A 26,636-nucleotide genomic window follows, 5' to 3' on the forward strand; every position below is an offset into this window, starting at 1 on the left:
AGGCGCACAGTCCGCATCGGGAGGAGAGCCGATGCGATATCTGTTGGCACTGGGATCGGCGGGCCTCTTGCTCGCGAGCTGTTCGGACGGCGCGCCGGGCGAGGCCACCGAGGCCCAGCAAGGCGATGGCACCGACACGGTGGAGCTCGCCGAATTTCCCGACCGGCCCTATTGGGGCGACACCCACCTACACACCGATGTCTCGGTCGACGCCTTCGGGTTCGGCGTGCGCCTTGGACCGGAAGAGGCCTTGCGCTTCGCCCGCGGCGAGGAAGTGACCGCCACCACGGGCATGAAGGCGCAGCTCGATCGCCCGCTCGATTTCCTCGTCATCGCCGACCATTCCGACGCCATGGGCGCGACCCGCCGGCTTTACGACGCACCGCGCATGATGGTCCGCGATCCCACGCTCAGGCGCTGGTACGACATGATGCACGAGAGCCCGGAGCAATCGACCCGCGCGGTGGCCGAGCTTATAACCGCGGCGGCGAACAACGAGATTCCCGAAGCCTTCCGCGATCCCGAACGCCAGGCGGCGGCCACGCGCGAATTGTGGGACCGCCATCTCGACGTGCTCGACCGCTATAACGAGCCCGGCCGCTTCACGGCCTTCGCCGGGTTCGAATGGACGCTGATGCCCGGCGGCAACAACCTCCACCGAGTGGTCATGTTTCGCGACGGCAGCGCGCGGACGCGGCAAGTACTGCCGTTCCCCGGTATCGGCACGACGGTCGTGCAATTGTGGGACTATATGGATGCCTATGAGGAGACGACCGGCGGCCGGGCGCTCGCCATCCCGCATAATTCGAACCTTTCCAACGGGATGATGTTCGAGCTCACCGGCCCGGATGGCGGGGCGATGACGGCGCAATACGCACGCCGCCGCACCGCGCGCGAGCCGGTGGTCGAGGCGACCCAGATCAAGGGCGACAGCGAGACGCATCCCTTCCTCTCGCCAAACGACGAATTCGCTGGCTTCGGCGTGGAAGGCTGGGACTTGGGCAACCTCCCGCTCACCGCGCGCAGCACGCCCGACATGTACGCGGGCAGCTATGTGCGCTCGGCCCTGCTGCGCGGGCTGACGCTGGAGGAGCAGCTCGGCGTCAATCCCTACGCCTTCGGCCTTGTCGGCTCGACCGACAGCCACACCGCGCTCGCCACCGGCGACGAGGACAATTTTTTCGGCAAGCATACCGGGAACGAGCCGAGCGAAAACCGCGCGCTGACCTCGCAGAACCTCGGCACGCGGCAGGGGCGGTTCGGCTGGCACTACCTTGCCGGCGGCTATGCCGCCGCTTGGGCGAGAGGCAATACGCGTGCGGAAATCTTCGATGCCTTCCTTCGGCACGAGGTGTACGCCACCACCGGTCCGCGGATGGTCGTGCGCCTGTTTGCGGGCTTCGATTTCTCCGAAGAGGACTGGGACGGCGACTGGGTGCGCGCCGGCTACACGCGCGGCGTGCCGATGGGTGGAGAGCTGGAAGATACGGGCCGCGCGCCGATCTTCCTGATCAGCGCGCTCAAGGACCCCGACGGGGCCAATCTCGACCGCGTGCAGGTGGTCAAGGGCTGGGTCGACGCGAGCGGCGCGGCGCAGGAGAAGGTCTACGACGTAGCCTGGAGCGAAAGGGAAATGGACGGCGCTTCGGATTCGCTTGTCCCGCCGGTGGGAGACACGGTCGATCGGGCCAAGGCCACTTACGAGAATTCGATCGGGGCCGCCCAATTGCGTGCCACCTGGACCGACCCCGACTACCGCCGCGGGCAGCGAGCCTTCTACTACGTGCGGGTGATCGAGATCCCGACACCGAGCTGGGTGCTCTACGACGCCGTGCGGTTCGGGTTGAAACTGCCCGCGAACGTGGTCGAGGCGAACGTCATGCGGGAACGCGCCTATTCCTCGCCGGTCTGGCTGCGCCCTAAATCGCGCCCGCAAATCGGCGATGCGCCGCCGATCATGGAGGGCGAATGATCCGAGCCGCGTTGCGCGATCCGCTTGCGCATTCCTCCTCGCCGGGGCAGCGATCTGGGGCGTGCTGGCGCTTGTTGGCGAGCCGGTCGATCCGTCCGAGCGCAGCATCACGCTGAGCCGCGAGCAGCAGGCCGGTCTTGCGCTCGCCTTCGAGCGGACGATGGGCCGCGCGCCGACCGACGCCGAACTCGACGCGCGTATCGGCCAATGGGTGCGCGAGGAAGTGCTTTACCGCGAGGCACTGAGGCTCGGACTCGATCGCGGCGACCCGGTGGTAAGGCGCAGGCTGGCGAGCAAGATGGACGAGCTGGCCAGTGCCGAAGTGGAAACCGCTGCCGTGTCCGACGATGTCCTTTCCCGTTGGCTCCAGGACCACCCCGGGCGGTTTGCCGAAGGCGAACGTTTCACGTTTTCGCACAGCTACTATCCCGATGAGGATGCGTTGCATTCCGCCCTCGACGGGGACGGGCGCGAGGAAGGTTTCCCGATCTCGTTGCCGCCGCGCATGGACGGGGCGAGCTATGAAGAGGTCAAGGCTGTGTTCGGTAGCAAATTCGCAGCCCGGATTGCCCGGATGAAACCGACCCGCAGTGCGCAGCTGCAATCGGGTTTCGGCTGGCACCTCGTCGACCTCGAAGAGCGGACCCGGGGCCGCGCGCGCCCGCTTGGCGATATGCGCGAACGAGTCGAAGCCGACTGGCGCAGCAGCACCGCCGCCGCGCGCCGCGAGAAAGCCTTCGACCTGCTGCACAAGGCCTACACGGTCGATATCGAATGATCCGCTGGCTGTTGGCCTGGCTGCTGGCGGTGATCCCGGCCCCGCTGCTCGCGGACGAGCTGCGGCCGGTTTCGATCTACTTCAAGCAGGTCGGGCAGGCCGAATGGTCGCTTGGCTGGAGGCAGCCGGTTGTCCCGGGTGCGACCGCCGACACGGTTGTCCCGATCCTGCCGGACACTTGTCACATGGCCGAAAAGCCCGTCTACGATGTAACCCCCATCGCTGTCGGTGGCCGAGCAAGGGTCATGTGCGAGGGAACGCTGGACACGCGCGCCTTGGGTTGGGACTTTGCAACGCCGGGTGAAGCGATCCTGCGGGTCGCCCCGCTCGGCAGGTCGATGCAGGTCCATAGGCTGACACCCGAAAAGCCCATGGCGGTCATCCAGCCGCGCGCCAGTGCCGCGCAGGTCTGGCGAAGCTATTTCCGCATCGGCGTCGAGCACATACTCGAGGGCTGGGACCACCTGCTTTTCGTGATCGCGCTGGTGCTGCTGGTCGGCCGCGGCTGGGCGGTGGTGAAGGCGGCGACGGCCTTTACCGTGGCGCATTCGCTGACGCTGGCGGCGGTGACGCTCGGCGTCGCCGGCCTGCCGCAGCGACCGGTGGAGGTGCTCATCGCGCTGTCGATCGTCTTCCTCGCGGTGGAGGTCGCACGCGGGACGAAGGATACGCTGACCCGCCGCCTGCCCTGGCTGGTCGCCTTCCTCTTCGGCCTCTTCCATGGTTTCGGCTTCGCCGGCGCCTTACGCGAAATCGGCCTCCCTGAAGGAGAGGTGCCCGCGGCCCTCATCAGCTTCAACCTCGGTGTGGAAGCGGGGCAATTGCTCGTCATTGGCCTCGCGCTCATGGTGCTGGCCGCAATCCGCCGCGCCCGACCGGCGGCCGAAACGCCGGCCCTGCGCTTCGCTTCCTATGCGATCGGAATTACCGGTGCCTACTGGCTGGTCGACCGGCTGGTCGGCTGAGCCTCGCCGCCCAGCGCCTGCCATAGCACCACCCGCGCCCGCTGCGCCCGCCCGAGCGCGGCGGCGGCTCGTTCCCCGCTGGCATCGGCTGCACGGCGCGCTTCGAGCACGGTGAGGAAGTCGGCGAGGCCGGCCTTCTGGCGTGTCTCGGCAAGGCTGGCGGCACGCTGGAGGCTCGCGGCCTCGGCTTGCGCCGCGGTCAGTTCGCGGTCGGCCGCTGCGACGAGACCGTAAGCCGCCTCGGCATCGCCCAGCGCGGTGTAGACCGCGCCGCGATAGGACTGGAAGGCGGCGCGCTCCTCCGCAGCCGCGCCGTCGATCTCCGCCTCGATCCGGCCGAAGTCGAACAGCGGCCCTGCGACCGAGGCCGCTAGCGTGCCAACGAGGCTGTCCTCGTCAAAGAGGTCGGAGGGGCTGAAGGCGAGGAGGCCGATCACGGCGGAGAGGTCGAAGACCGGGAAGCGGCGCCGAGCGGTGGCCGCAAGCTCGGCATCTTCTGCGGCGAGCGTTGCGGCGGCGGCCAGCACGTCGGGGCGGTTGGCGAGCAGGGTCGAGGGCAATGCGACCGGCGATTCGGGCAGGGCGGGCTCCGGCGCATCGGGCGCCAGCGCGCTGCGCACTTGCGCCGCTCCTTGCGCGGTCAGCGTGACCAGCCGTCCGGTCAGCCGCGCGCGTTCGCTCGCCAGCGCGGCCAACCGGCTGCGCGAGGCGTCGGCGGCGCTTGTCGCGCGCACGCGGTCGAATCCGGGCGCGATGCCCGCCTCCTCGCGCACGCCGGCGAGCCGGGCGAGTTCCTCGGCGGCCGCGATGTCTTCCTCGATCGCGGCCTGCCGTGCATCCAGCGTGCGCCAGTCGATCACGCTCGCGCCAATCTCTGCGACCAGCGCGTTGCGCACGGCGAGCGAGGAAGCGGTGGCAGCGTCGACGCGGGCCAGCGCGGCGCGTTCCTGCGCGCGCAGCCGTCCGAAGATATCGGGATCCCAGCGCGCAGTGAGATTGGCGGCGTAGCTCACGCGCTCGGTATCGATGGCTACGCCCGGCGGCAAGGAGGCACCGAACTGCGCGGGGTTGGTCCGCTGGCCCGTGACCGAGGCGTTGGCACCCAAGGAAGGAAGGCGCTCGGCCCCTGCGCGGTCAGCCCCGGCGCGCGCCTGGTCGATCCGCGCGAGCGCTTCACCCAGCGTCGGCGAACCGGCCAGCGCCTGCGCGGCCAGTGTATCGAAGCCCGGGTCGGACTGCGGGAGGAGCTCAGCGAGCGCGGTCCCGGTCGGCGCGTCGGGCGCATAGAGGAATTCGGGCGGCAGCACCGGCGTCGGCGTCGCCACTTCGGGCGGCGGTCCGCCCGCACAGGCCGCGAGAGCCAGCGTGCCCGCAAGGATCAGACCGCGGCGCATTACTGGGCCTTCTTCGCGGGCATATAGGCATCGACCTGCTGGCCGACCCGGAAGATGCCACCATCGCCTACGGCTTCGCCGGGAAGCTCGTAGATCACCTGCAGCACGCGCACATCGACGCGCTCGGCGGCCGAATTGGTGAGCGAGCGCTTGGGAACGACGAGCGGCTCCGCGCGCACGAAGGTGGCCTGCACCTGCCGGCCGGAAGCGCCGCGTGGGGACACCGTCGCCGGTTCGCCCATGGCGAGACGCGGAGCCTGTTCTTCGTCGATATCGATGCGCACATGCATCGGCTGCGTCTGGCCCATCTCGATGAAAGGCCGCGAGCCGCCGCCGCCCATGGTCGAGACATATTCGCCCTTGCGGATGTTCACCGCGAGGATCTCGCCCGAAATGGGCGCGCGCACGGTCAGGCGGCCGAGTTCGGTCTGTGCGGAGGCGGCACGCGCCTCGGCCGCTTCGAGTCGCGCGCGGGCGAGCGAGAGGCGCTGGTCGGCGGCACTCGCTTCGCCCTCGGCGCGGATGACTTCGCTGCGGCTGACCGCTGCGGGATCGTCGACATTTCGGTAGAGCTCCAGCTGGCTCGCGGCAGTGGACTGCGCGCTGCGCGCCTCGGCAATCGCCGCGCGCGCTTCGCCGATGGCGGCGTTGGCTTCGCGCAATTGCGATCGCGCCTGCCGGTCGTCGACGGTGAAGAGCGTCTGTCCTTGCGATACGCGGTCGCCGGGCTGGACGTAGAGGCCCGTGACCAGACCCGACAGGGCCGAGCCGATCTGCACCAGCTCGCTCGACGGTTCGACCACGCCGGAGCCTGCAACCCGTGCCTCATCCGCCAGCGCTTCGGGCGCACGCGGAGGCTCGCGTTCCGGTTCGGACAGCTCGCGGTCGGGCTGGCCCGACAGGATGTAGAAGGCCGCGAAGATCAGGCCGATGACTGCGATCACCGGCAGGATTTGCCGCGAAAAGCTCAGGTTGCGTAGGTTCAGGGCCATCAGTGATCCTCCGGCATATGCTTGCCGTCATGGGTGACCTTCCCGTCCTCGAGCACGAGGATGCGGTCGGCCATGTCGAAAATGCGGTTGTCGTGGGTGACGATGATGCAGGCGCGGTCTTCGGCGACCGCCACTTCGCGCAGCAGGTCCATCACGCGGCGGCCCGAAGCGGCATCGAGCGCGGCAGTGGGCTCGTCGCAGACCACGAGGCGCGGTTCGTGGACCAGCGCACGGGCAATGGCGACGCGCTGCTGCTGGCCGCCCGAAAGCTGGTTGGGGAGCTTGGCGGCCTGGTCTCCAATGTTGAGTTTCTCAAGCATGGCGACGGCCTTCTCGCGCGCCTCGTGCCGGTCCATCCCCTGCGCGATGAGCGGAACGGCGGCGTTGCTGGCCGCGTCGATCGAGGGGATGAGATTGTACTGCTGGAAGATGAAGCCGATATTCTGCAGCCGGAAATCGACCAGCGCGTCGTCCGACAGGTCGTAGATGTCGGTGCCGAAGACCTCGACCTCGCCTTCGGTCGGCCAGAGGATGCCGCACATGATCGAGATGAGCGTCGTCTTGCCCGATCCGCTTTCGCCGACAAGGAAGGTCAATTCGCCCGCGCGCACATCGAGATCGATGCCGTGCAGCACGGTGATCGTCTGTTGCCCCGCCTTGAAATCGCGCGTGACTCCGCGGGTGGAGATGGCCGGACCGCTCACCGGAACACCGCCGCCGGTTCGGTCTTTAGGACGCTGCGCAGCGCGAGCCAGCCGGTCAGCGCCAGGATCAGCGTGACGGCGACGAGGCTGATGATCGGGATCTGCCAGGGGATGTAGAACCCCTTGAAGGTGGGATCGGAGGAAAAAGCACTGATGAACCCAACCGTGCCGAGCACGCCGAGCCCATAGCCGATCAACCCGACCAGCCCCGCCTGCGCGGCGACCATCTTGCGAATCTTGCCGTTGGTGACGCCAATCGCCTTTAGCGCGCCGAACTGCTTGATGTTGTCGCGGATGAAGAGGCTGAAGGTAAGGCCTACAATCGCCACGCCGACAATGAAGCCGAGCGCCACGGTGATGCCGAAGTTGAGCGGGATGCCGGTATTCTCGATAATGAAATCGACGCCGTCGCGGGCAAATTCCTCGCGGGTCTGGGCCTTGAGGCCGGTTTCCTGCTCGATCAGTTCGGACAGCGCCTTGGCCTCGGCCGGGTTCTCAGCCCCGACGAGGACGAAGGACAGGCGGTTGCGCGTGCCGGGCACGTAATTCAGCGCTTGGCTGTACTTGGTATAGAGCACCACCGTGCTGGTGAAGCTGGGAATGGCATCGGCAATCCCGCGGATAACGGCGCGCTGGTCATTCAGCTCAAGCCGCTCGCCGATGGGTGACTGGCCGGGGAACATGCGGGTCATTCCGACATCGTCGATGATGACGCTGTCGGGCTGCGAGAGGACATCGACCGATCCTTCGACCATGTTCCTCGGCAGGCCGATCAGCGTTGCATCGTCCACCCCGATCACCGCCACGCCTTCAAGGTCGCCGTCCTTGGTGCGGACCGAGGCCTGCGCGCGGATATGCGGCACCGCCCATTCGACGCCCGGCACGCCGCGCACCTTGTCGAGCGCGGTGGAAGGCATGGCGTAAGCGACATCGGTGGTACGGCTGACCGGGTCCATCACCCAGACATCGGCGCTGGAGACGTTGTAGACCCCGCTCGCCCCGCGTTCGAGCAGGTTTACGAAAATCGTCAGCTGCTGCGTGATGAGCAGGGTCGAGAAAGCGATGCCGAACACCAGTCCGAAGAACTTCTGGGCGTCGCCGGTCAGCATGCGGATCGCGATCCAGATCATCTGCCTCGGTGCCTCCGCTTGCCTATTGCCTGCGACTCGTCCATTGGTGAACGCAGGCGTTCAACTGAACGGGACCGTTCACTTTGTCAAGCGAGGCGAAAAAGGCAGGCCGGCCGGCGGATACCGCCAAACGCGAGGCGATCCTCGCGGCGGCCTCGCGCGCCTTCTTCGAATCCGGCTTCGCGGCGACTTCGATCGAGCAGGTGGCTGCCGATGCGGGCGTATCGAAGGTCACCGTCTACAACCATTTCCGCGACAAGCGCGGGCTTTTCGCTGCCGCAGTCGAATGCGAATGCGAGAAGATGCGCGACCAGTTCGCCGCCGCGCCCGATATGCGCGGGTCCTTGCGCGACCGGCTCACCGCGATCGGCGAGGCCATGGTAGCCTTCCTCTCGCGCCCCGAAATGGTCCAGTTCGAGCGCCGCATCGCCGCCGAGACCGAGCACGAACCGGCCATCGGCGCGGCTTTCCTCGCCTCGGGCCCGCATCGTATGAAGGCGGCCTTTGCCGGGCTGATGCGCGCCATGGTGGAGACAGGCGAAGTACGGATCGACGACGTTGACCTGGCGGTCGAACAATTCGCCGCCATGTGCAAGGGCATGGGCGATCTCGAACGGCGGTTCGGCCACCCCGGCGACCCCAATCGCGACCGCGAACGCATTGAAGGCGCGGTCGAGGTATTTTGTCGCGCCTATGCAGTCGATGACTGTGACCGCAACTAAGCGAAAAATCGCGGGCCTCTAAACTTGCCATTCACCAGCGTGCTCCTACATTCCTACAGTCTAGGAAAGGATTGCCACCGCAATGCGCGACAATAACCAGAACCAGCCTCCCGAACCCGAAGGCAACGGTCCCAATCCGTGGATCAAGAGCCTCATGGTGTGGGGCGGCGTATTCCTCGGCCTGTTGCTGGTGGTCTCCATGCTCGGCGGTGGCGGTCAGGGCGCGGGCACTTCGCTGCTCTATTCCGACTTCAAGGAAAAGGTCGCCGAAGGCACGATCAAATCGGTCGAGATCGCCGATGATCGAATTACCGGCGTGACGAACGACAACGAGACGTTCAACACCATCCCGGTAAAAAACGACCCGGGTCTGACTCCGCTGCTCGAAGAGAACGGTGTCGAATACTCGGGTAAGGAAGCCGATAACGGCAGCCTGTTGGTCTATGCGCTGATCAATATCCTGCCTTTCCTGCTGATCCTCGGCATCGCCTTCTTCGCCCTGCGCCAGGTGCAGAAGGGCGGCGGCGCCGGCGGGGCGATGGGCTTCGGCAAGTCCAAGGCCAAGATGCTCACCGAAAAGCAGGGCCGCGTCACCTTCGAGGACGTGGCCGGCATCGACGAAGCGCGCGAGGAACTGGAAGAGATCGTCGAGTTCCTGAAGGACCCGAGCCGCTTCTCCAAGCTGGGCGGCCAGATTCCCAAGGGCGCGCTGCTGGTCGGCTCGCCCGGTACGGGCAAGACGCTGCTCGCCCGCGCCATCGCCGGCGAGGCAGAGGTGCCCTTCTTCACCATTTCGGGCTCGGACTTCGTCGAGATGTTCGTCGGTGTCGGCGCAAGCCGCGTGCGCGACATGTTCGAACAGGCCAAGAAGAACGCGCCCTGCATCGTCTTCATCGACGAAATCGACGCGGTCGGTCGCAGCCGTGGCCATGGCCTCGGCAATTCGAACGACGAGCGCGAGCAGACGCTGAACCAGTTGCTGGTCGAAATGGACGGCTTCGAGGCCAACGAAGGCATCATCATCATCGCGGCGACGAACCGTCCCGATGTGCTCGACCCTGCGCTGCTGCGTCCGGGCCGTTTCGACCGCCAGGTCGTGGTGCCCGTTCCCGATATCGACGGGCGCGAGAAGATCCTTGCCGTGCACATGCGCAAGCTCCCGCTCGCTCCCGATGTGAACCCGCGCACTATCGCGCGCGGCACGCCGGGCTTCTCCGGCGCGGACCTTGCAAACCTTTGTAACGAAGCCGCCCTGCTGGCCGCGCGCCGCAACAAGCGCCTCGTCGCGATGCAGGAATTCGAGGACGCCAAGGACAAGGTGATGATGGGCGCGGAGCGCCGCTCCATGGTCATGACCGAGGACGAGAAGAAGATGACCGCCTATCACGAGGCCGGCCACGCACTGGTCAGCCTCAACGAGCCGGCATCGGACCCGATCCACAAGGCCACCATCATTCCGCGCGGCCGCGCGCTTGGCATGGTCATGCGCCTGCCGGAACGCGACAATTACTCCTACCACCGCGACAAGATGCACGCGAACCTTGCCGTCGCCATGGGCGGCCGCGTGGCGGAAGAGATCATCTTCGGCCACGAGAAAGTCTCGAGCGGCGCAAGCGGTGACATCCAGTACGCCACCGACCTGGCGCGCAACATGGTCACCAAATGGGGTATGAGCGACAAGCTCGGGCCGCTGCAGTACGAGCAGAGCCAGGAAGGCTATCTCGGCATGGGCCAGACCGCGCGTACCATGTCGGGCGCGGAGACCAACAAGCTCATCGACGAGGAGATCAAGCGCCTGGTCGAGGACGGCCTCAAGCGCGCCACCGACGTGTTGACCGAGCAGGAGGACAAGCTCCACTTGCTCGCCCAGGCGATGCTCGAATACGAGACGCTGACCGGCGACGAGATCGACCAACTCATGAAGGACGGCAAGATCGACCGGCCCGACGAGCCCAAGGGTCCGGTCTCGGTCAGCCAGCCGGGCAGCAGCACTGTTCCTAAGGCCGGCAAGAAGTTCGGCGGATCGGGCGAGGGCGCTCCCGCCGGGGCCTGATCATCCAGTCAATGGACACGCGAAGGGCGTCGCTCGGGAAACCGGCGGCGCCCTTCTTGCGTTGAGGGAGGCACGAGGGCCGCAAGAGCGGCCCGAACCATGAGGAATTTGCCGATGAACCGCCTGACCCTTGCCACCGCCACTGCCTTGATGCTTTCGGGCCTCGCCGCCTGTTCGCAGGAGACGCAGGACGACGCCGCACGCACCGCCGACCTTGCGGGCGACGATATCGAAGCCAACGCCGCCGTCGTGGGCGAGGCGCTTGAAGACGGCGCGAAGGATGCAGCCGGCGCGGTCAGCGAAGGCGCAGCAAACCTTGAACGCAATATCGAGGAAGGCGACACGGAAACGCCGGGCCCCGCACCGATCACCGGGCAGGACCTCAACAAGGACCGTGAAGACCCCGCGGAATAGTCAGAAAGCTCCGATCACCAGCAGCAGCTGCAGGAACATCACCAGCACGATCACGATGAAGACCATCAGCAGGCACAGCCGCCAGAGCGCCGAAAAGCGGGACAGGCCGTAGGCGCCGCGCAGTTGCTTGTACATGTGGATCGGCGGGATGAAGCACAGCATGCTCCCCCACACCGCTTCGTCCACTCCAAACATGGCCAGCAGAGTGACAGTGAGGATCAGCAGCGTCATGAACGAGATCGAATAGGTGATGAAGATCGCGTGGTCATAGGCCCTGAAACGCCGTTTCCACACGAAGAGCAGCCACACGAAGGGGATCGATAGCGGGATCAGCAGCCAGCTGAACTTGTAGAAATTGGTCTGCAGTTTGTAGAGCATGAGCCCTGGATTCTTGCGCCACTTGTCGACCGCGCCATCGACCCAGTCGAAGCCGGACGACTTTACCTTCATCGTCGCCCCGTCGCTGTTCGTGAGCGGGACAATCGTGTTGCCGTCGGAATCGGTTTCGAGCGGTTCGCTGTCGCTGCGCAAGAAGGGCACGTTCTCCTGCGCCTCGCGGATTGCGGCGGCTTGGTCGGACAATTCCTTGCGCCGCCGCTCCAGTTCCTCGCGCTCTTCCGCCGGCGTCTCGGGATCGGCCAGTTCGCTCTCGACCTCGGCCAGCTGCGTCTCGACCCGCTCAAACTCGGTGGTGGCCATTTGGGCCAGCTCTTCGGTGCTGTCGCCGCGAATGTCGGTGGGAGCGCTGATCCCGGCGAACTGGAACACGGCAAACATGAGGAAGATGCTGAACAGGAACACCGCCATGGGCGAAACGAACCGCGCGCGTTCGCCTTCGATATAGCGCCGGGTCAGCTCACCGGGCTTGAAGAAGAGCTTGGGCAGAGTGCGCCAGGTGCGGCCTTCAAAATGCAGCGCGCCGTGCAGCAGGTCGTGCAGGAAGGCCCCGAGCGTGCGGTGGAGATGCGCCTGCTGGCCGCATCCGTGGCAATGCGAGCCGATGAGCTCGGTCCCGCAGTTGAGGCACTGCCCTTCGGCAAAATGGCCTTTCTCGAGCGGGGTCTTGTCGCCGGAGCGCACGTCCAGCGCCTTGGCAAAAAGCCCGCCTTCCACTGCCGTTCCGATGGCGTCGCCGATATCGCTCACGCTTTCCCCCACCTAATCCGCGCCCAAGTATAAGTGCCTGTCGCAAGAAGGCCAGAGTCTCGCCGCCGCCTTGCACATTGGACTGGCGATTGCGAGATAACCGGAATGGATACGTTCGCCATGCAATGGGAATTGGGCGCGTTCGGCGCGATGGCGCTGGTCTTCGCCCTATTCGCGCTGGTCGAATGGCTGCGCCCGGCTCGCGAAGCACCTCGCGGCCATCGCTGGGTGACCAATCTCGCCCTGTTTGCGCTCGATACGCTCGCCGTGCGCCTCATCGTGCCGCTGTTGATGATCGGGTCCGCGGCGCTGGCAGCAGAGCGGGGGTGGGGGCTGCTGAACCAGTTCGAACTGCCTTCATGGGCCGGCGGGGCAATGGCCATCCTCGCCCTCGACCTTGCGCTCTATGTCCAGCACTGGGCGACCCACCGCGTCCCGCTGCTCTGGCGGCTGCACAAGGTCCATCACAGCGATCCCGCGTTCGACGTGACAACGGCGGCGCGCTTCCACCCGTTCGAGATCGTGCTGAGCATGGGCTTCAAGATGGCGGTGGTGGTCGCGCTCGGCCTGCCGGTCTGGGGCGTGTTTGCGTTCGAACTGGTGTTCAACCTCGCAACACTTTTCACCCACGCGAATTTCGCGCTGCCCCGAGGGCTGGAGCGACCGGTGCGCGCGCTGCTCGTCACGCCCGACATGCACCGCATCCACCATTCTGCGATCCAGCGCGAGACCGACAGCAATTACGGCACGCTGCTGTCGGGCTGGGACCGGCTCTTCGGGACCTACACGCGTAAGGCCGGGGGGCAGCTCACCATCGGGCTGGAAGAATACCAGGACACCCGCCCGCACAAACTTGGCTGGAGCCTGCTTTTGCCGTTTCGCAAATGAAAAACCCGCCCGGTGAGGGGCGGGTCTTCATGTCTTGCGCAAATGCGAAGGGATCAGCCCTCGTAATCGGCCCCGATCGAGGTCGAACGGGTCGGCGCCGATGCGGTGATCCGCAGCGCTTCGGCCGACTGGCTGAGCGAGCCGACTTCATCGATCTCGTCGTCGTCGTCCGGCAGGATCTTCTGCAAATTGGTGACGGCGGCTTCCTTGAGGTCCTTGGGCTTCACCGTCTGCTCGGCGATTTCGCGCAGGGCGACGACCGGATTCTTGTCACGGTCACGCTCCAGCGTGATTTCCGCACCGCCCGAAATTTCGCGCGCCCGCTGGGCAGCCAGCAGGACGAGATCGAAACGGTTGGGAATCTTGTCTACGCAATCTTCGACGGTAACGCGCGCCATGGGCACTCCGGTGTAATAAGTTCGAGAATCTCGGAAAGCGCTGCAAATAGGGGGTGGGCGCGCGATAGTCAAGGATTTGCGCCTTTCGCGCAGCGCGCTAAGAGGTGGGTCGCATGGGAGCAGAACCGACCGTCGACATCGCGAGCGTCTATCGCGATCCTCCGCCCTTCACGGCCGAGGCGCAGGGCCAGTCGCTGACCTTCTATCCCGCCGGCAAGGACAGGCTCGAGGCGATGCTCGAACTGGTCCGCAGCGCGACCGAAACGCTCGACATTTGTTTCTATATTTTCGCCGAGGACGAGGTCTCGACCGAGCTTCGCGACGCCCTGTGCGATGCGGCCGGGCGCGGCGTGAAGGTGACGCTGATCATCGACCGCTTCGGTGCCTCGGCCAGCGACGAATTTTTGAAGCCGCTGGTGGATTGCGGCGGGCGCTACCTGTGTTTCAGCCCGCGCTGGAGCCTGCGCTATCTCATCCGCAACCACCAGAAGATGGTCATCGCGGACAATTCCCGCGCCATGTTCGGCGGCTTCAACATCGAGGACGACTATTTCGCTCCCCCCGAGCGTAACGGCTGGAACGATATCGGCATCCGCATCGAGGGCGACGGCGTGCAGGGCCTAACCGATTGGTTCGCGCGGCTGCGCGACTGGACCGATGACGACGAGGCGCATTTCACCGCTATCAAGAAGACCGTGCGCGACTGGTCCTGGACCTCTAAGCACGGCCACGCGCGCTGGCTGGTCGGCGGGCCGACGCGCGGCCTCTCGACCTGGGCACGCTGCGTCACGCAGGACCTGAAGGAGGGCGAGAGGCTCGACATCTTCATGGCCTATTTCTCGCCGCCCTATACGCTGCTGAAGCGGATCGCGCGGGTGGCGAAAAAGGGGCAGACGCGGCTGCTGATGGCCGCCAAGAGCGACAATGGCGCGACCATCGGGGCGACCCGCTCGCTCTACAAATACCTGCTCAAGCGCGGCGCGAAGATCTGGGAATTTTCCCCCTGCAAGCTGCACACCAAGCTGCTGGTGCTAGATGACGCGGTCTATGTGGGCAGCGCCAATTTCGACATGCGGAGCCTTTATCTCAATCTCGAGATCATGCTGCGGATCGAGGACAAGGCGCTGGCCGACCGAATGCGGGATTTCGTCAGCCACCATATCGCAGCGTCGGAGCGCATCACGCCGGAAAAGCACAAGCAGCGCGCGACGCTGTGGAACCGGGTGCGCTGGTGGGCGGGCTGGGTGCTGGTTTCGGTGATCGACTACACCGTGGCGCGGCGGACCAACCTGGGGTTCTGACGCCTTTGTGGAACGCATCTGGCTTCCCTGCCTTGGGATAGCATAGGAGATACCCATGAAATTTGCACTCGCGCCCGTCGCCTTGCTCGCCCTGGCAGCCTGTTCCGATCCCATTGAGGAGCGGGCCGACGAGACATTGACCTCGTCCGCAGATCCCACTCCCGCCGCTCCGGTCTCGCAGGCAACGCTGGTCCCGGGCATCTTGGACGAAGGACTGCGGCGCGATCGCAATCTGATGGGCGAGCTGGGCTGCGTTTTCTCCCGCGGTAACGAAGTGCTGTTTGCAGCTGTTGCGAATTCCGCCAACATCGAGGGCGGCGAAGGGCTGGTGGTCCTCGATGGGCAGCCCGAAGAAGTCTCGCTGGATGGCGATGGCGGCTATAACGCGCTGCAATCGGCCGCGAGCTTCACCGGCGAGGGAGGGCTGTCCGTCGATATTATGGTCACCCAGGAAGCGGAAATTCGGGAAACGCCGGCACCGGCGACAGGACCTGCCCCGATGGTCGCGACAATGACCCTTGCCCGCGGAGGGCAGGAGGTGTCGGTCGAAGGTCGCTATGAATGCGGCTCGCAGCCGGAGGCATGACCTATTCGTAATCATCCTCGTACCCGCCCCGCATTTCGGGCGAGGAGAACTTGGTGAACTCGCTCTGGAACAGCAGCGGCACGTTCCCGGTCGAACCGTGACGCTGCTTGGCCACGATCAGCGTCGCGCGGTTGACCAGTTCGAGGTGGCGCGCTTCCCAATCGGCGTATTTCATCCGCACTTCTTCGCTACTGGTCTCGTCCGGCGTGTCGGGCTTCAGCGCGTTGTGGTAATATTCGCCGCGGAAGATGAACCACACCATGTCGGCATCCTGCTCGATCGAGCCCGATTCGCGCAGGTCGGAGAGCTGCGGGCGCTTGTCTTCGCGCTGCTCCACCGCACGGCTGAGCTGCGAGAGCGCGATCACGGGGACGTGCAGTTCCTTGGCCAGCGTCTTCAAGCCGCGGCTGATTTCCGAAATTTCGTTCACGCGGTTGTCGTTCGCGCGGCCCGAGCCCTGGAGCAGCTGCAAATAGTCGACGATGACGAGCCCGATATCGTGGCGGCGCTTCAACCGGCGGGCGCGAGTGCGCAGCGCGCCGATGGTTAGGCCGGGCGTGTCGTCGATATAGAGGGGCAGCTCGTTCAATTCCTGGCTGGCGAAGGAGAGGCGCTGGAACTCTTCCTTGCTCAAGCGGCCCGAACGCAGCTTTTCCGAGGAAATTTCCGCCGTCTCGGCAAGGATACGCGTGGCCAGCTGGTCGGCGCTCATTTCAAGGCTGAAGAAGGCGGTCGCCGCGCCCGGGCTCTCGCTGCCTTCGATGCCAATCTTCTTGTCGTCCATCAGGCGGCGCGCGGCGTTGAAGGCGATGTTGGTAGCAAGCGAGGTCTTGCCCATACCCGGACGCCCGGCGAGGATGATGAGATCGGAATTGTGCAGGCCGGATGTCTTGTCGTTGATTGTTTCGAGACCGGTCGTCTTGCCGGAAAACTTGCCGCCCGAATTGATCGCCGCCTCGACCATCTTGAGCGCGCCGAGCGCTGCAGTGCGGAAATCCTGTGCTTCGTTGCCGGTGGTTGCCCCTTCGGCGACCTTGTAGAGATCGGCCTCGGCCTGGCTGATCCTTTCCATCGGCGCGACTTCGTCCGAAGTGTCGAGCGCGCCTTCGACGAGGTTGCGCCCGACATGGACCAGCTCGCGCAGGAGGGCGAGGTCGTAGATCTGTTCGGCCAGCTTGCCGGTGGCGAGCAGGCCCTGCCCGTCGGCGGTGAGCTGGGCGAGATAGGTCACGCCGCCCAGCTGCTTCAACGCCTCGTCGCTTTCGAAATAGGGCTTCAGTGTCACCGGCGTCGCAACCGAGTTGCGGTCGATCAGCTTGAGCACGCGTTCGTAGATACGCTCGTGCACCGGCTCGTAGAAATGGTGCGGCTGCAAGGGCGTGTTGAGCTCGCCCACCACCTGGTTGTCGATCAACACCGCACCCAGGAAGGCGGCCTCGGCCTCGACATTGCTGGGTAGCGTGGTGCCCTGCACGTCCTTGGCAGGAGTCGAATCGGTAGCGGGAAAGAGGAGATCGGTGTCGGCCATGCGCGGCACCATGGCTGTCGGGGACTCTTGGGACAAGCGATTGCCCGTGCTGATTTGTCGCAGCAGCTTGTGGATATCGGGGAAGACTCAAAGTCCACTTGCCCCGCATCGCTGTGCTTGCGAAAGCAGCATCGGACGATGAGCGATTCAACCACCCCTTCCGGCGACCACCGCATTGCCAAGATCGAGCTCGACGAGGAGACGATCATCTGGCGCAACGCCGATATCGAGCAGGAACGGCGTATCGCCATCTTCGACCTGATCGAGGAAAACACTTTCAAACCGCTGCGCGCGGCGGAGCGCGGAGCGAGCGGCCCCTATCATCTCACGCTTGCGGTGCAAGACGGGCGGCTGCTGATGACCATCGCCGACAGCGAGGACACGCTGGTCGAGGAACTGCTGCTGGGCCTTGCGCGCTTCCGCCGCCCGATCCGCGAATATTTCGCCATTTGCGACAGCTATTACCAGGCCATCCGCAAGGCGACGCCGGGCGAGATCGAGACGATCGACATGGCTCGCCGGGGCGTCCACAACCGCGCCGCCGAGCTGCTGCTCGAACGGCTGGAAGGCAAGGTCGAAACTGATTTCGCCACCGCTCGCCGCCTCTTCACGCTCATCTGCGTCCTCCATATCAAGGGCTGACGGGCGATGGCGAAACGCAAGAAGAAGGGCCGCTCCGGTCTGTTCCTCAAACTGCTGCTGCTCGCAGGGCTGATCGGCGCCGGCTACTGGCTCTATGCCGAATACGAACAGCGCGGCTGGCGCCCGGACGAAACCGCATATCCCGACCAGGGCGCTTTCGTCGGCGAGAATGACGGCGCTATCGATTTCGAGGTCTTGAAGGGGCTGGGAGCCAGCTTCGTCTATCTTGAGGCCAGCCGCGGGGCGCGCGGCAAGGATGCCAATTTCTCGCGCAATCTCGCCTCTGCGCGCAAGGCGGGGCTGCAGGTCGGCGCGGTGCATTTGTTTGACCCGTGCGAGACGGCGGACGGCCAGTCGGCCAATTACGTCACCATCGTGCCGCGCGATGCCGACCTGCTGCCCGCGGCCATCAAGCTGACCCGCACCACCGACGAATGTTTCGAGCGCGTCTCCGATGCCGCGGTGCAGAGCGAACTTCTTACTCTGGTCAACCAGATCGAGGCGCATACCGGCGCGCCCGTGGTGCTTGCGCCGAGCGAGGAATTCGAGGACCTCTACCGCCCCGCACGCCGCCTCGAACGCGCGCTCTGGCTGACCGGCGATGTCGAGGAACCCCTCTACGCCGGGCGGCCGTGGACCGTCTGGACCGCCAATTCCGCCTACGACAGCGCCGCCGCCGAGAAGCCCTTGCGCTGGCTGGTCGTGCGCCCCTAGGAACCGACCCCATGACCGATGACGACCTGATCGCTGCCGCCCGCGGCGCAGCCGAACATTCCTATTCTCCCTATTCGCGTTTTGCCGTGGGCAGCGCGTTGCTCTTCGCCGATGGCAGCGTGGTGACTGGCACCAATATCGAGAACGCGAGCTACGGTCTGGCGCTCTGTGCCGAGACGGTCGCCGTGTCCAAGGCCATGGCCGACGGAGTGCGCGGCGGGCTTGAGAAGGTCGCGGTGACCGGGCCGGGCGACATGCCGATCACGCCCTGCGGCCGCTGCCGCCAGGTGCTGAACGAGCTGGCCCAGCTGGGCGGGACCGATCCGGAAATCCTCTGCGTCGGCCCGGACGAAGTCCGCCGCACGCGGCTGAGCGCGCTCCTGCCCGACGCCTTCGGTCCGGCGAGCCTGGTCTAACGCTTCCTTCACCATTTACGTTTAGCAAGACGTCGTGGCGCACCATGCGTCCGGAGTCAGCGACAATGAAATTCGTCCAACTGGAATCGCGCGGCGGCAATTACTTGGTCGTCGCCAGCAATGTGGCGTGGCTGCGTGTGGGCGAAAACGGCCAGACGCTGGTGGGCATGGTGGGCAGCCAGCCGCTGCTCGTGACCGGCACGCCCGAAAGCGTCGCGGCCAAACTCGCCGCGACCTGACCCGCCGCTGGCCCGGGCCGGCATGTTCCGCTAGATGCGGCAGGCATGATGGACCGGCGCACAGCCCTTGGCTTCCTTGCATCGACGGGAGCGGCGCTCGGCCTGCCCTCAATGGCCGCAGCCCGCAGCGCGAGGCGACCGCGTCGGCTGTCGCTTGGAGACACCGTCGGCCTGATCGCTCCGGCGAGCGCGGTCTCGGAAGGCGAGATCGCCTACGCCCGGCACAACATCTCTGGCATGGGGCTGGTCCCAAAGCTCGCAGACCATGTGTCGCGCAGCGAGGGCTACCTCGCCGGGAGCGACAGCGAGCGTGCCGCCGATATCAACGCCCTATTCGGCGATCCCGAAATCGCGGCGATCTTCGCCATTCGCGGCGGCTGGGGCGGAGCGCGCCTGCTCGAACTGGTCGATTGGGAGCTGGTCGGGCGCAATCCCAAGCTGCTGGTGGGCTATAGCGACGTGACATCGCTGCACCTCGCCATCGCTGCCAAAACCGGATTTGCGAGTCTCCACGCGCCCAACGCCGCCAGCCCCTGGCCGAAGGAGAGCTGGGAGAGCCTGTGGCGACTGGCCTTCACTGGCGAGACACCCACGCTTGGCGGCGAGCGGGCAGACCTCGTGCAGGGGCCGCAAGGGCGCACGATCGCGCCAGGGTTCGCCAAGGGGAGGCTACTGGGCGGAAACCTCACCGTGTTCTCGACGCTGATGGGCACGCCTTACCTGCCCGATTGCGACAGCGCGGTGCTGTTCTTCGAGGATGTGAACGAGGAGGAATACCGCATCGACCGCATGCTGCAGCAGCTGGCGCTTGCGGGCATATTGGGCAAGGCGTCGGCGGTGGTCTTCGGCCGCTGCCGCAGCTGCGCCAGCACCGATGCGGACTATCGCGGCCAGACGCTCGACGAGGTGCTGGACCACCATCTTGCGTCGCTCGGCGTTCCCGCCTTCGTCGGCGCGAACATCGGCCATCACCGCGGCCAGCTGAGCCTGCCGCATGGGGCGAGAGTTGAGGTGGACGCGGGCGCGCGCACGATCAGGCTGCTCGAGCCGATCGTGCGCTGACCCGGTAGGGCGGGATCAGGCCCCGCGCGCGTCCATCCATTCGACGAGGCTCGCAAGGCAGTCGCGTGCGAGCATCTTGCAGCGTTCAGGCGACCAGCCCTGTTCGGGCTCGGGATCGGCCTTGTTGTCCTTGTAGGGCATTTCCAGCGTCATCGCCGTCGCGCCGAAGCGTTCGGCGACCTGGTTGGTGCTCATCGACAAATTCGCTTTGCCGGGGGCGGCCTTGGTATAGCCCTGCTCGGTCTGGAAATCGGGCGTGCGGCGGTCGAGGATCGCCTCGTATTCGTAATAGCCCTTGCCCTGCTCGTCGGTCCACGAAGGGATGCCTTCGAAACCGGCGAGGAAGCTGACGGGGATCGCCTCGTCGCCATGGACGTCCATGGCAAAATCGACGCCGGTTTTGTCCATGTGGTTGCGGATGGCGAGCACTTCGGGGCTGCGTTCCGCGCTCGGATTTTCCCATTCGCGGTTGAGGTTCGCGCCCGCCGCGTTGACGCGCAGGTTCCCGCGCTTCGACCCGTCGGGGTTGCAGTTGGGCACGATGTGCAGGCGGCACTTTTGGCGCAGCTTGCGGCCCACGCTGTCGGCGGGGTCGGTCAGCACTTCCAAAGCGCCTTCCATCCACCATTCGGCCTGCGTTTCTCCCGGGTGCTGGCGCGCATAGAGCCACACGTTGAAGCTGCCTTCGCCCATTTCGAGGCAGTCGATCGGCTGGCCGTCGAGCGTGTTGCCGAGCGCGACATGGTCGACCCCTTCCGAGGCCGCGGCTTCGGCGACGAGATCGTGGTGGCGCTCCATCGAATAGGGCGCGAAATAGGCGAACCAGGCGATGTCGCTGGCGGGCGTGTAGCGGATGGTGAGCGTGCCGCCTTCCTCGTCCTTGTCATAGGAAGACGCGGCGCGGCCCCAATAGTCGCGGTCTTCCGAAACGCAGGCGTCGTAATCGGGCCAGCCGTCAGGATAGGCGCTGTCGGAAAGCTGGGTGATCTTGAGCACCAGCTCGCGGCCCTTTGCGCCTGCCACGCGGAAGTGGAACCACTGCTTGAACTCGCTGTTCGTATCCAGCGGGATCGCCAGCCGCGCAGTTGCGCCGTCCACCGACAGGGTTTCGATATTGCCGCTGTCGAAGGCGGAATCGATCCGGATATCGCTCACGTAAAAACCTCTCTTTGTTCCTCTAGCCCAAGGCGTGCCGGCCCGAATGGGCGTTGGAAAGGCGATGCGCAAGGGCTGAATCTCTGGCCGGGACCGGCCATGTCGCAGCGCCCTCTAGGCAATTGCTCTTACCAAATCGTGTGCTACCCGTGAGCGGCCCGCCTTCGATACTTCTGTTTGGCGACGACCGCTTGCATGAGCAACTAAACGAGCACAGGCCTTGAGCAATGTGAGGAAACCCTTGACCAGAATCACCCGCGCCGTTAACGGGCGCGCTTGAATTCGGCGCGCCGGACCTTATCTCCGGCGCGTATTTATTTGATCAGAGAGAAACGATGAAGATCCGCAACAGCCTCAAGTCGCTCAAGAGCCGTCACCGCGATTGCCGCGTGATCCGTCGTCGCGGCCGCACCTACGTCATCAACAAGACCAACCGTCGCTTCAAGGCCCGCCAGGGCTAAGCCTCGGCTGCGCGGAAGGTCTCTTCCGCGAGTGTCTATCGACCGGCCCGGCTCCGCGAGGAGTGCGGGCCGTTCGCATTTGCAGGTGAACGATGAGCGATAGAAAGGTCGAAGCGGTGGTCTTCGACGTCGGGCGCGTGCTGTACCAGTGGCAGCTGTCCGCCCTGTTCGAGAAGATGACCGACAATCCCGCGCGCCTTGAAAAGGTGCTGGGTGAGGTCGTGACCGAGGAATGGCATTTCCTCCATGACGCGGGCCGTCCGCTATCGCAGATGGTGCCCGAGCGAATTGCGCTCTATCCCGATTTCGCCGAAGAAATCCGCGCCTATGCGACGCGTTTCAACGAGACCATTCCCGGCCCCGTCCCCGGCAGCCACGCGCTGGTCGAGCGGCTCGAAGCAGCGGGCGTTCCGCTTTTCGCGATCACCAATTTCGGTGCCGAGTTCTGGGCGGGTTTCCGCCCGCACGAACGCATCTTCGACCGCTTCATCGATATCGTCGTCTCGGGCGAGGAGCGGATTGCCAAGCCCGATCCGGCGATTTTCGCCCTTTCGGCGTCGCGTTTCGGCCATGCGCCGGGGGCCATGCTCTTTATCGACGACAACCCGGCCAATATCGAGGCCGCGCGCGGATGCGGCTGGCAGGTCCATCACTTTACCGATGCGGCCTCGCTCGAACGCGAACTCACGGGCCGCGGACTTATCTGACCTCTCACGAAAAAGCCCCGGCGCTTGAAAGTGCCGGGGCATCGAGGACCACCCTGATGGAGAGGGGGTAGGGGATTTCGTGGCCGGGATCAGCCGTTGCACTTGGCCAGCTTGTCGGCTTCCAGCGCCTTTCCCTTGGAGGTGAAGGCAACCACGTCACCGGTGTCGCGCTGCAGTTCGCGGCAGACACGCAGCGGGCGCGAGGTGCCCTTGCCGGCGACGCACTTGGTGCCTTCGCAGGTCCAGGCGACTCCGCCTGCGATCACGGTGCGCTCGGCAGCGGGCTGGGCCAGCTCGGCGGTGTAGAACGGGCCGTTGCTGCGAGCTTCGACAACCGTTGGGGCGACGAGCGCGCCGAAGCCGGCGGCGGTGTAGAGGACAGCGGCGCCGAACACGCCGAGCTTGGTGGAGGGGGAGTTGGAGAGGGTCATGGTCGATACCTTTCGGCTGATGCAATTTGCTCAACACCAGTTGCGATAACTACAATATCAGTTTCTCTTTACAACTGGTTGCGAATCGCTACCTACCTAGATAGGTTGCATTCCACAACCCTTTTCTCGAATAATTTGGCATGGGCCGGAATTGCGCTAGATAGGTTGCTCTGGAAGGACTGATTTTATGGGCGATATCCGTGAACCCTTGCGTGAACTGACCGAATGCGGCCTGCCGCAGGCTCTCGAAGTGATGGGGGAACGCTGGAGCTTCATGATCCTGCGCGCCAGCTTCAACGGGTTGCATCACTTCGAGGAATTCCTGAGCGAGCTGGGCATTGCCCGGAACATCCTCTCGAACCGGCTGGCCAAGCTGGTCGAACACGGCATCCTCAAGCGCGATCCCTGCCCGGACGACCGCCGCAAGATCGAATACCGCCTGACCGAAAAAGGCTTCGACCTCCTCCCCGCCATGGTCGCGCTGCGCCAGTGGGGCCAGAAATACGGTCACGAAGTCACCGAAAATCCCGTTCTGGTAGACGAGCGCGACCGCCTGCCGATCGGGCCGACCTCGATCCTGAGTCACGATGGCCGCATCCTCGGGCCCGCAGACCTCCACCTCGTCGAACGCGCCAATCTCGGCGTGCGCGCCGATGGCACCAAGGCGAAGCCGGGCAAGGCGCTCGAATGCGGTTCGGTGATCGAGCTGGAAGCCCGCCGCAAGGGCCGTGACGCAGCCTGACCGACGAGATCCAGCGAACCGCCGACGGCCGCTATATCGTGGTGCGCGGAAGGCTATGGCGGGCGAGCAACCCGGCCTTGCCTGAAGCGAAACGCGAATCGCTCGTGCACGAATTGATGGACGCGCGGCGCGCCGTCGCGGCGGCCAGGCGCTCCGATGATGCAAAAGCGGAGAAGGCGGCGCGCGCTCGTGTGCATGACGCCAAGGTAGGGCTGGGCGAACGCGGGCCGGTCTGGTGGGACGACGGCGCGCCCGATTTCAACCGTCACCTCGTGAAAAACACGCCCTATGCTGCGGAATTCGAGACCTGAGTGCGCTCGCCAGGCCTCGCAGCCACTTCGGCAACCTGGTTAACGAGGCTTTGCAAAAGTGACGTCAAATCAGGCTCTGGCGGTGTGACGTCATCGTTAAAACCATCGAAACACCTTTGTGAGATACCTTGCGGTGAATCGGGGCGCATGCCCCTTTAAGCCGGATAAAAAACGTGATCGAAATCGAAGTCCAGAACGAGACGCACCAGACGCAGTTTCGCATCAAGGCGATGAGCGTGCCGCGCATTGGCGAAGGCCTCCGCCTGAAGGAGCCCGACGGGACCTGGGCGAGCTACGACGTGCTCGACGTGTGGTACCAGCAGGCCGACTACGGCGAAGTCTGGGTGCCCTACCTCCACGTCAAGACCACGCCTGCCGACGGGATGGCTGCGCCCGCACCCGCGCCCGGTGTGGGCGAAGTGCCCGATCAGGCCATGCCCATCGCCGACTTCCTCGCCAAGTTCGAGGGCGACCACGAGCATGAAACGGTCAAGCTCAACCTCGACATGAGCGAGGAACAGTAGGCCAGGCTACTTTCCGCTAACGACCCGATAACGGTCATTGTGAAGAGCACTATTTCCGTTCAAGTTCAGGGGCATGAAAACAGCACTCGAACTCCCTGAAACTGAAATTGACCCCGCAGATCGCGACTTTCTTGCCCAAATCCGGGAGCATGGGTGGTTCGGCACACGCGTTTTCGATCTAGAGAAGCAGGAACCTGACTTCACCTACTCAACCGGCTTCTTCCATGGCCTAGGCCACCCAGAAATCATTGTGTTCTCATTGCCGAAGCAGGTGTCGCACGATATTTTCTGGGACATTCACCGCAATATTCGCGAGGGGAATTTTCCGAAACCGGAGACAAAACTCTCGGGTATATTCGGCAAACATCAGGCTGTGTTCGTTCCTGTCTCTCGAGACTTCTACGCCGAGCATCTCGGCTGGAGCCAGTGGTTTTACCGCAGTGACAATTTCCCGTGCCTCCAGCTCGTTTGGCCGGACCGTGCGGGGATCTTTCCGTGGCAGCCGGACTTCGATCCAGCGTTCGCAAGCGATCAGCCCGACTTAACAGATGGCAGTTGGAATGGCCTGACGATCTGACGGCAGGAATCCACCCAATAGCTGCCCTTCAATACTTCACGCTCTCGGCGGCTGCCTCCGGTAGCTGAGCGCCTCCGCCACATGGATGCGTCCTACCTTCTCCGCCCCCGCCAGATCCGCAATCGTCCGCGCTACCCTCAGCATTCGCGTGTAGCTGCGCGCCGACAGCCGCATCGCGGTGGCCGCCTGCATCAGCAGTTCGCGGCCCTTTTCGTCGGGCCCGGCGAATTCCTCCAGCGCGTCGCCTTGCAGTTCGGCGTTGGTGCGCGCGCCGCTGGCCTCGGCGCGGGCGGACTGGACGGATCGGGCTGCTGCCACGCGTGCGGCGATTTCCGCCGTGCCCTCGGTGGGCGGGGGCAGGGCGAGGTCGGCAGCGCTGACCGGGTCGACCTCGACATGGAGGTCGATGCGGTCGAGCAGCGGGCCGGACACCTTGCTCTGGTAATCGGCGGCGCATTTGGGGGCGCGCGAACACGCCAGTGCGGGGTCGCCCAGATGCCCGCAGCGACACGGGTTCATCGCTGCGACCAGCTGGACATTGGCGGGGAAGGTCACATGCGCATTGGCCCGCGCGACATCGACCGTGTTGGTCTCCAGGGGCTGGCGCAGCGAATCGAGCACGGCGCGCTGGAATTCGGGCAGTTCGTCGAGGAAGAGCACGCCCAGATGCGCGAGGCTGACCTCGCCCGGCTTCACTTTCAGCCCGCCGCCGGTGAGCGCGGCCATGCTCGCCGAATGATGCGGCGCGCGGAACGGGCGGGCGCGGCTGATGCGGCCTTCCTCGAGCAGTCCGGCAACCGATTGCACCATGCTCACCTCAAGCGCCTCGGGCAGGGAGAGCGGCGGCAGGATGCCGGGCAGGCAGCTCGCCAGCAGCGACTTGCCCGCGCCCGGCGGCCCGATCATCAGCAAATTGTGTCCACCCGCCGCTGCGATCTCCAGCGCGCGCTTGGCGGTTTCCTGCCCCTTCACCTGTTTGAGATCCGGGGCCTTGCCCGCATCCTCGACCGAGCCCTGTTCGGGCGGGGGCAGCTGGCTCGTGCCCTTTAGGTGGTTGAGCAGGCTGGCGATATCGGGCGCAGCCAGGACCGGGACCTCGCTCGCCCAGATGGCTTCCGACCCTTGCGCGGCGGGGCAGATCAGGCCCTTCTCTGCCTCGCTCGCGTGGATCGCCGCCAGCAGCACGCCGGGTGAAGGCTGGACGCGCGCGTCGAGCGCCAGTTCGCCGACCACGATCCAGTCTTCCAGCTGCTCGGCATCGGTGATTCCCATCGCCGCCAGCACGGCGAGCGCGATGGGCAGGTCGTAATGCGAGCCTTCCTTGGGCAGGTCGGCGGGCGAGAGGTTGATGGTGATCCGCTTGGGCGGCAGCGCGAGGCCCATGGAGGACAGCGCGGCGCGCACCCGCTCCTTGCTCTCGCCCACCGCCTTGTCGGCCAGCCCCACGATGTTGAAATTCGGCAGGCCCGGCGCGAGGCTGCATTGCACCTCGACGCGGCGTGCCTCCAGCCCGAGATAGGCCACCGTACGAACCAGTGCGACCAAACCAATTCCCCCTTGTTGTCTGGCGGTCTGGCAAGAAGTCCTTATATTGTCGAGGCCTGCGTGATCGGGAGCGCGCGGGCGCGCCTTCAGGCTTGACCTTCGTCCCCGATTTCCTTAAGCGCGCCCCTTCCAAGAGCGG

At 65.2% G+C, this 26,636-nt stretch carries 30 protein-coding genes; 20 read left to right on the top strand and 10 right to left on the bottom strand.

Annotated features, from left to right (window positions below):
- Positions 1–31 precede the first annotated feature (31 nt).
- The 3 genes from ED21_RS10585 (at position 32) to ED21_RS10595 (ending at position 3,715) form a co-directional block, all read left to right on the top strand.
- On the top strand, positions 32–1,972 hold the full coding sequence (locus tag ED21_RS10585; protein WP_006833899.1) for a DUF3604 domain-containing protein: 1,941 nt from the start codon (positions 32–34) through the stop codon (positions 1,970–1,972).
- 61 nt (positions 1,973–2,033) lie between these two features.
- A complete protein-coding gene (locus ED21_RS10590; RefSeq protein WP_006833900.1) occupies positions 2,034–2,750 on the top strand; it encodes a peptidyl-prolyl cis-trans isomerase in 717 nt (238 codons plus the stop codon).
- Positions 2,747–3,715 carry a HupE/UreJ family protein gene (locus ED21_RS10595; RefSeq protein WP_006833901.1) on the top strand — a complete coding sequence of 323 codons (969 nt, stop codon included), beginning with the start codon at positions 2,747–2,749 and terminating at the stop codon, positions 3,713–3,715. The genes ED21_RS10590 and ED21_RS10595 overlap by 4 nt, the downstream gene beginning before the upstream one ends.
- Here ED21_RS10595 and ED21_RS10600 read toward each other — a convergent pair.
- Genes ED21_RS10600 through ED21_RS10615 form a run of 4 tightly spaced genes read right to left on the bottom strand, consistent with a single transcriptional unit; the run spans position 3,685 to position 7,935 of the window.
- The gene (locus tag ED21_RS10600) at positions 3,685–5,109 is read right to left on the bottom strand and encodes an efflux transporter outer membrane subunit (RefSeq protein ID WP_006833902.1); all 1,425 of its coding nucleotides are present in this window, start codon (positions 5,107–5,109) and stop codon (positions 3,685–3,687) included. The two genes, ED21_RS10595 and ED21_RS10600, sit on opposite strands and share 31 nt — an antisense overlap.
- Positions 5,109–6,101: an efflux RND transporter periplasmic adaptor subunit gene (locus ED21_RS10605; protein ID WP_006833903.1), complete on the bottom strand. Its 993-nt coding sequence runs from the start codon at positions 6,099–6,101 to the stop codon at positions 5,109–5,111. The genes ED21_RS10600 and ED21_RS10605 overlap by 1 nt, the downstream gene beginning before the upstream one ends.
- The gene (locus tag ED21_RS10610; protein ID WP_006833904.1) at positions 6,101–6,805 is read right to left on the bottom strand and encodes an ABC transporter ATP-binding protein; all 705 of its coding nucleotides are present in this window, start codon (positions 6,803–6,805) and stop codon (positions 6,101–6,103) included. The genes ED21_RS10605 and ED21_RS10610 overlap by 1 nt, the downstream gene beginning before the upstream one ends.
- Positions 6,802–7,935, bottom strand: a complete 1,134-nt coding sequence (locus tag ED21_RS10615) for an ABC transporter permease (protein ID WP_006833905.1) — start codon at positions 7,933–7,935, stop codon at positions 6,802–6,804. The genes ED21_RS10610 and ED21_RS10615 overlap by 4 nt, the downstream gene beginning before the upstream one ends.
- Before the next feature lie 83 nt (positions 7,936–8,018).
- On the opposite strand from ED21_RS10615, the gene ED21_RS10620 reads away from it, so the two are divergent.
- The 3 genes from ED21_RS10620 (at position 8,019) to ED21_RS10630 (ending at position 11,124) form a co-directional block, all read left to right on the top strand.
- Positions 8,019–8,657 carry a TetR/AcrR family transcriptional regulator gene (locus ED21_RS10620; protein ID WP_006833906.1) on the top strand — a complete coding sequence of 213 codons (639 nt, stop codon included), beginning with the start codon at positions 8,019–8,021 and terminating at the stop codon, positions 8,655–8,657.
- An 82-nt stretch (positions 8,658–8,739) separates the two neighbouring features.
- Positions 8,740–10,710: an ATP-dependent zinc metalloprotease FtsH gene (gene ftsH / locus ED21_RS10625; RefSeq protein ID WP_006833907.1), complete on the top strand. Its 1,971-nt coding sequence runs from the start codon at positions 8,740–8,742 to the stop codon at positions 10,708–10,710.
- Positions 10,711–10,824: 114 nt separating this feature from the next.
- Positions 10,825–11,124: a hypothetical protein gene (locus tag ED21_RS10630; RefSeq protein ID WP_006833908.1), complete on the top strand. Its 300-nt coding sequence runs from the start codon at positions 10,825–10,827 to the stop codon at positions 11,122–11,124.
- Here the strand turns inward: ED21_RS10630 and ED21_RS10635 are convergent, their stop codons facing one another.
- Complete coding sequence (locus ED21_RS10635) at positions 11,125–12,270, bottom strand: DUF3667 domain-containing protein (protein ID WP_034922403.1); 1,146 nt, start codon at positions 12,268–12,270, stop codon at positions 11,125–11,127. It abuts the gene before it with no gap.
- Between the two features lie 105 nt (positions 12,271–12,375).
- Between ED21_RS10635 and ED21_RS10640 the strand changes: the two genes are divergently transcribed.
- Complete coding sequence (locus ED21_RS10640) at positions 12,376–13,158, top strand: sterol desaturase family protein (RefSeq protein WP_006833910.1); 783 nt, start codon at positions 12,376–12,378, stop codon at positions 13,156–13,158.
- Between the two features lie 53 nt (positions 13,159–13,211).
- On the opposite strand, the gene rpoZ is transcribed toward ED21_RS10640, so the two are convergent.
- Complete coding sequence (gene rpoZ, locus ED21_RS10645; RefSeq protein ID WP_006833911.1) at positions 13,212–13,556, bottom strand: DNA-directed RNA polymerase subunit omega; 345 nt, start codon at positions 13,554–13,556, stop codon at positions 13,212–13,214.
- Positions 13,557–13,669: 113 nt separating this feature from the next.
- Between rpoZ and ED21_RS10650 the strand changes: the two genes are divergently transcribed.
- Complete coding sequence (locus tag ED21_RS10650) at positions 13,670–14,857, top strand: phosphatidylserine/phosphatidylglycerophosphate/cardiolipin synthase family protein (protein WP_006833912.1); 1,188 nt, start codon at positions 13,670–13,672, stop codon at positions 14,855–14,857.
- A 55-nt stretch (positions 14,858–14,912) separates the two neighbouring features.
- Positions 14,913–15,443 (top strand): hypothetical protein, encoded by a 531-nt coding sequence (locus tag ED21_RS10655; RefSeq protein ID WP_006833913.1) that lies wholly within the window; start codon positions 14,913–14,915, stop codon positions 15,441–15,443.
- A gap of 1 nt (position 15,444) precedes the next feature.
- On the opposite strand, the gene ED21_RS10660 is transcribed toward ED21_RS10655, so the two are convergent.
- Positions 15,445–16,971, bottom strand: coding sequence for a replicative DNA helicase (locus ED21_RS10660; protein WP_034922408.1), 1,527 nt, complete (start codon positions 16,969–16,971; stop codon positions 15,445–15,447).
- Positions 16,972–17,109: 138 nt separating this feature from the next.
- Between ED21_RS10660 and ED21_RS10665 the strand changes: the two genes are divergently transcribed.
- The 5 genes from ED21_RS10665 to ED21_RS10685 all read left to right on the top strand — a co-directional run bounded on the left by ED21_RS10665 (position 17,110) and on the right by ED21_RS10685 (position 20,044).
- On the top strand, positions 17,110–17,613 hold the full coding sequence (locus ED21_RS10665) for a UPF0262 family protein (protein WP_006833915.1): 504 nt from the start codon (positions 17,110–17,112) through the stop codon (positions 17,611–17,613).
- A 6-nt stretch (positions 17,614–17,619) separates the two neighbouring features.
- Positions 17,620–18,327 carry a glycoside hydrolase family 25 protein gene (locus ED21_RS10670; RefSeq protein WP_006833916.1) on the top strand — a complete coding sequence of 236 codons (708 nt, stop codon included), beginning with the start codon at positions 17,620–17,622 and terminating at the stop codon, positions 18,325–18,327.
- A gap of 11 nt (positions 18,328–18,338) precedes the next feature.
- A complete protein-coding gene (locus tag ED21_RS10675; RefSeq protein ID WP_006833917.1) occupies positions 18,339–18,743 on the top strand; it encodes a cytidine deaminase in 405 nt (134 codons plus the stop codon).
- Between the two features lie 65 nt (positions 18,744–18,808).
- The gene (locus tag ED21_RS15640) at positions 18,809–18,982 is read left to right on the top strand and encodes a hypothetical protein (RefSeq protein WP_006833918.1); all 174 of its coding nucleotides are present in this window, start codon (positions 18,809–18,811) and stop codon (positions 18,980–18,982) included.
- 45 nt (positions 18,983–19,027) lie between these two features.
- Entirely contained in the window at positions 19,028–20,044 is a 1,017-nt protein-coding gene (locus ED21_RS10685; RefSeq protein WP_006833919.1) for an LD-carboxypeptidase, read from the top strand.
- A gap of 15 nt (positions 20,045–20,059) precedes the next feature.
- On the opposite strand, the gene ED21_RS10690 is transcribed toward ED21_RS10685, so the two are convergent.
- On the bottom strand, positions 20,060–21,199 hold the full coding sequence (locus ED21_RS10690; RefSeq protein ID WP_006833920.1) for a M14-type cytosolic carboxypeptidase: 1,140 nt from the start codon (positions 21,197–21,199) through the stop codon (positions 20,060–20,062).
- A 335-nt stretch (positions 21,200–21,534) separates the two neighbouring features.
- Here ED21_RS10690 and ykgO point away from each other — a divergent pair, with 335 nt between their 5' ends.
- Together ykgO and ED21_RS10700 are read left to right on the top strand one after the other, a co-directional pair.
- Positions 21,535–21,660 carry a type B 50S ribosomal protein L36 gene (gene ykgO, locus ED21_RS10695; RefSeq protein ID WP_006833921.1) on the top strand — a complete coding sequence of 42 codons (126 nt, stop codon included), beginning with the start codon at positions 21,535–21,537 and terminating at the stop codon, positions 21,658–21,660.
- Between the two features lie 92 nt (positions 21,661–21,752).
- A complete protein-coding gene (locus ED21_RS10700) occupies positions 21,753–22,367 on the top strand; it encodes an HAD-IA family hydrolase (RefSeq protein WP_006833922.1) in 615 nt (204 codons plus the stop codon).
- 89 nt (positions 22,368–22,456) lie between these two features.
- Here ED21_RS10700 and ED21_RS10705 read toward each other — a convergent pair whose 3' ends face one another.
- A complete protein-coding gene (locus tag ED21_RS10705; protein ID WP_006833923.1) occupies positions 22,457–22,798 on the bottom strand; it encodes a hypothetical protein in 342 nt (113 codons plus the stop codon).
- Between the two features lie 187 nt (positions 22,799–22,985).
- Here ED21_RS10705 and ED21_RS10710 point away from each other — a divergent pair, with 187 nt between their 5' ends.
- From ED21_RS10710 to ED21_RS10725, 4 genes are all read left to right on the top strand, one after another.
- On the top strand, positions 22,986–23,540 hold the full coding sequence (locus tag ED21_RS10710) for a helix-turn-helix domain-containing protein (RefSeq protein ID WP_006833924.1): 555 nt from the start codon (positions 22,986–22,988) through the stop codon (positions 23,538–23,540).
- Between the two features lie 77 nt (positions 23,541–23,617).
- Positions 23,618–23,851, top strand: a complete 234-nt coding sequence (locus ED21_RS10715; protein ID WP_006833925.1) for a hypothetical protein — start codon at positions 23,618–23,620, stop codon at positions 23,849–23,851.
- 173 nt (positions 23,852–24,024) lie between these two features.
- Positions 24,025–24,375: a hypothetical protein gene (locus ED21_RS15810; RefSeq protein WP_006833926.1), complete on the top strand. Its 351-nt coding sequence runs from the start codon at positions 24,025–24,027 to the stop codon at positions 24,373–24,375.
- A 73-nt stretch (positions 24,376–24,448) separates the two neighbouring features.
- Positions 24,449–24,952 carry a DUF4262 domain-containing protein gene (locus ED21_RS10725; protein ID WP_006833927.1) on the top strand — a complete coding sequence of 168 codons (504 nt, stop codon included), beginning with the start codon at positions 24,449–24,451 and terminating at the stop codon, positions 24,950–24,952.
- A gap of 36 nt (positions 24,953–24,988) precedes the next feature.
- Here the strand turns inward: ED21_RS10725 and ED21_RS10730 are convergent, their stop codons facing one another.
- Positions 24,989–26,497: a YifB family Mg chelatase-like AAA ATPase gene (locus ED21_RS10730; RefSeq protein WP_034922334.1), complete on the bottom strand. Its 1,509-nt coding sequence runs from the start codon at positions 26,495–26,497 to the stop codon at positions 24,989–24,991.
- Positions 26,498–26,636 lie beyond the last annotated feature (139 nt).

It is taken from the genome of Erythrobacter sp. SD-21, from assembly GCF_000181515.1.
Lineage (GTDB): Bacteria > Pseudomonadota > Alphaproteobacteria > Sphingomonadales > Sphingomonadaceae > Qipengyuania.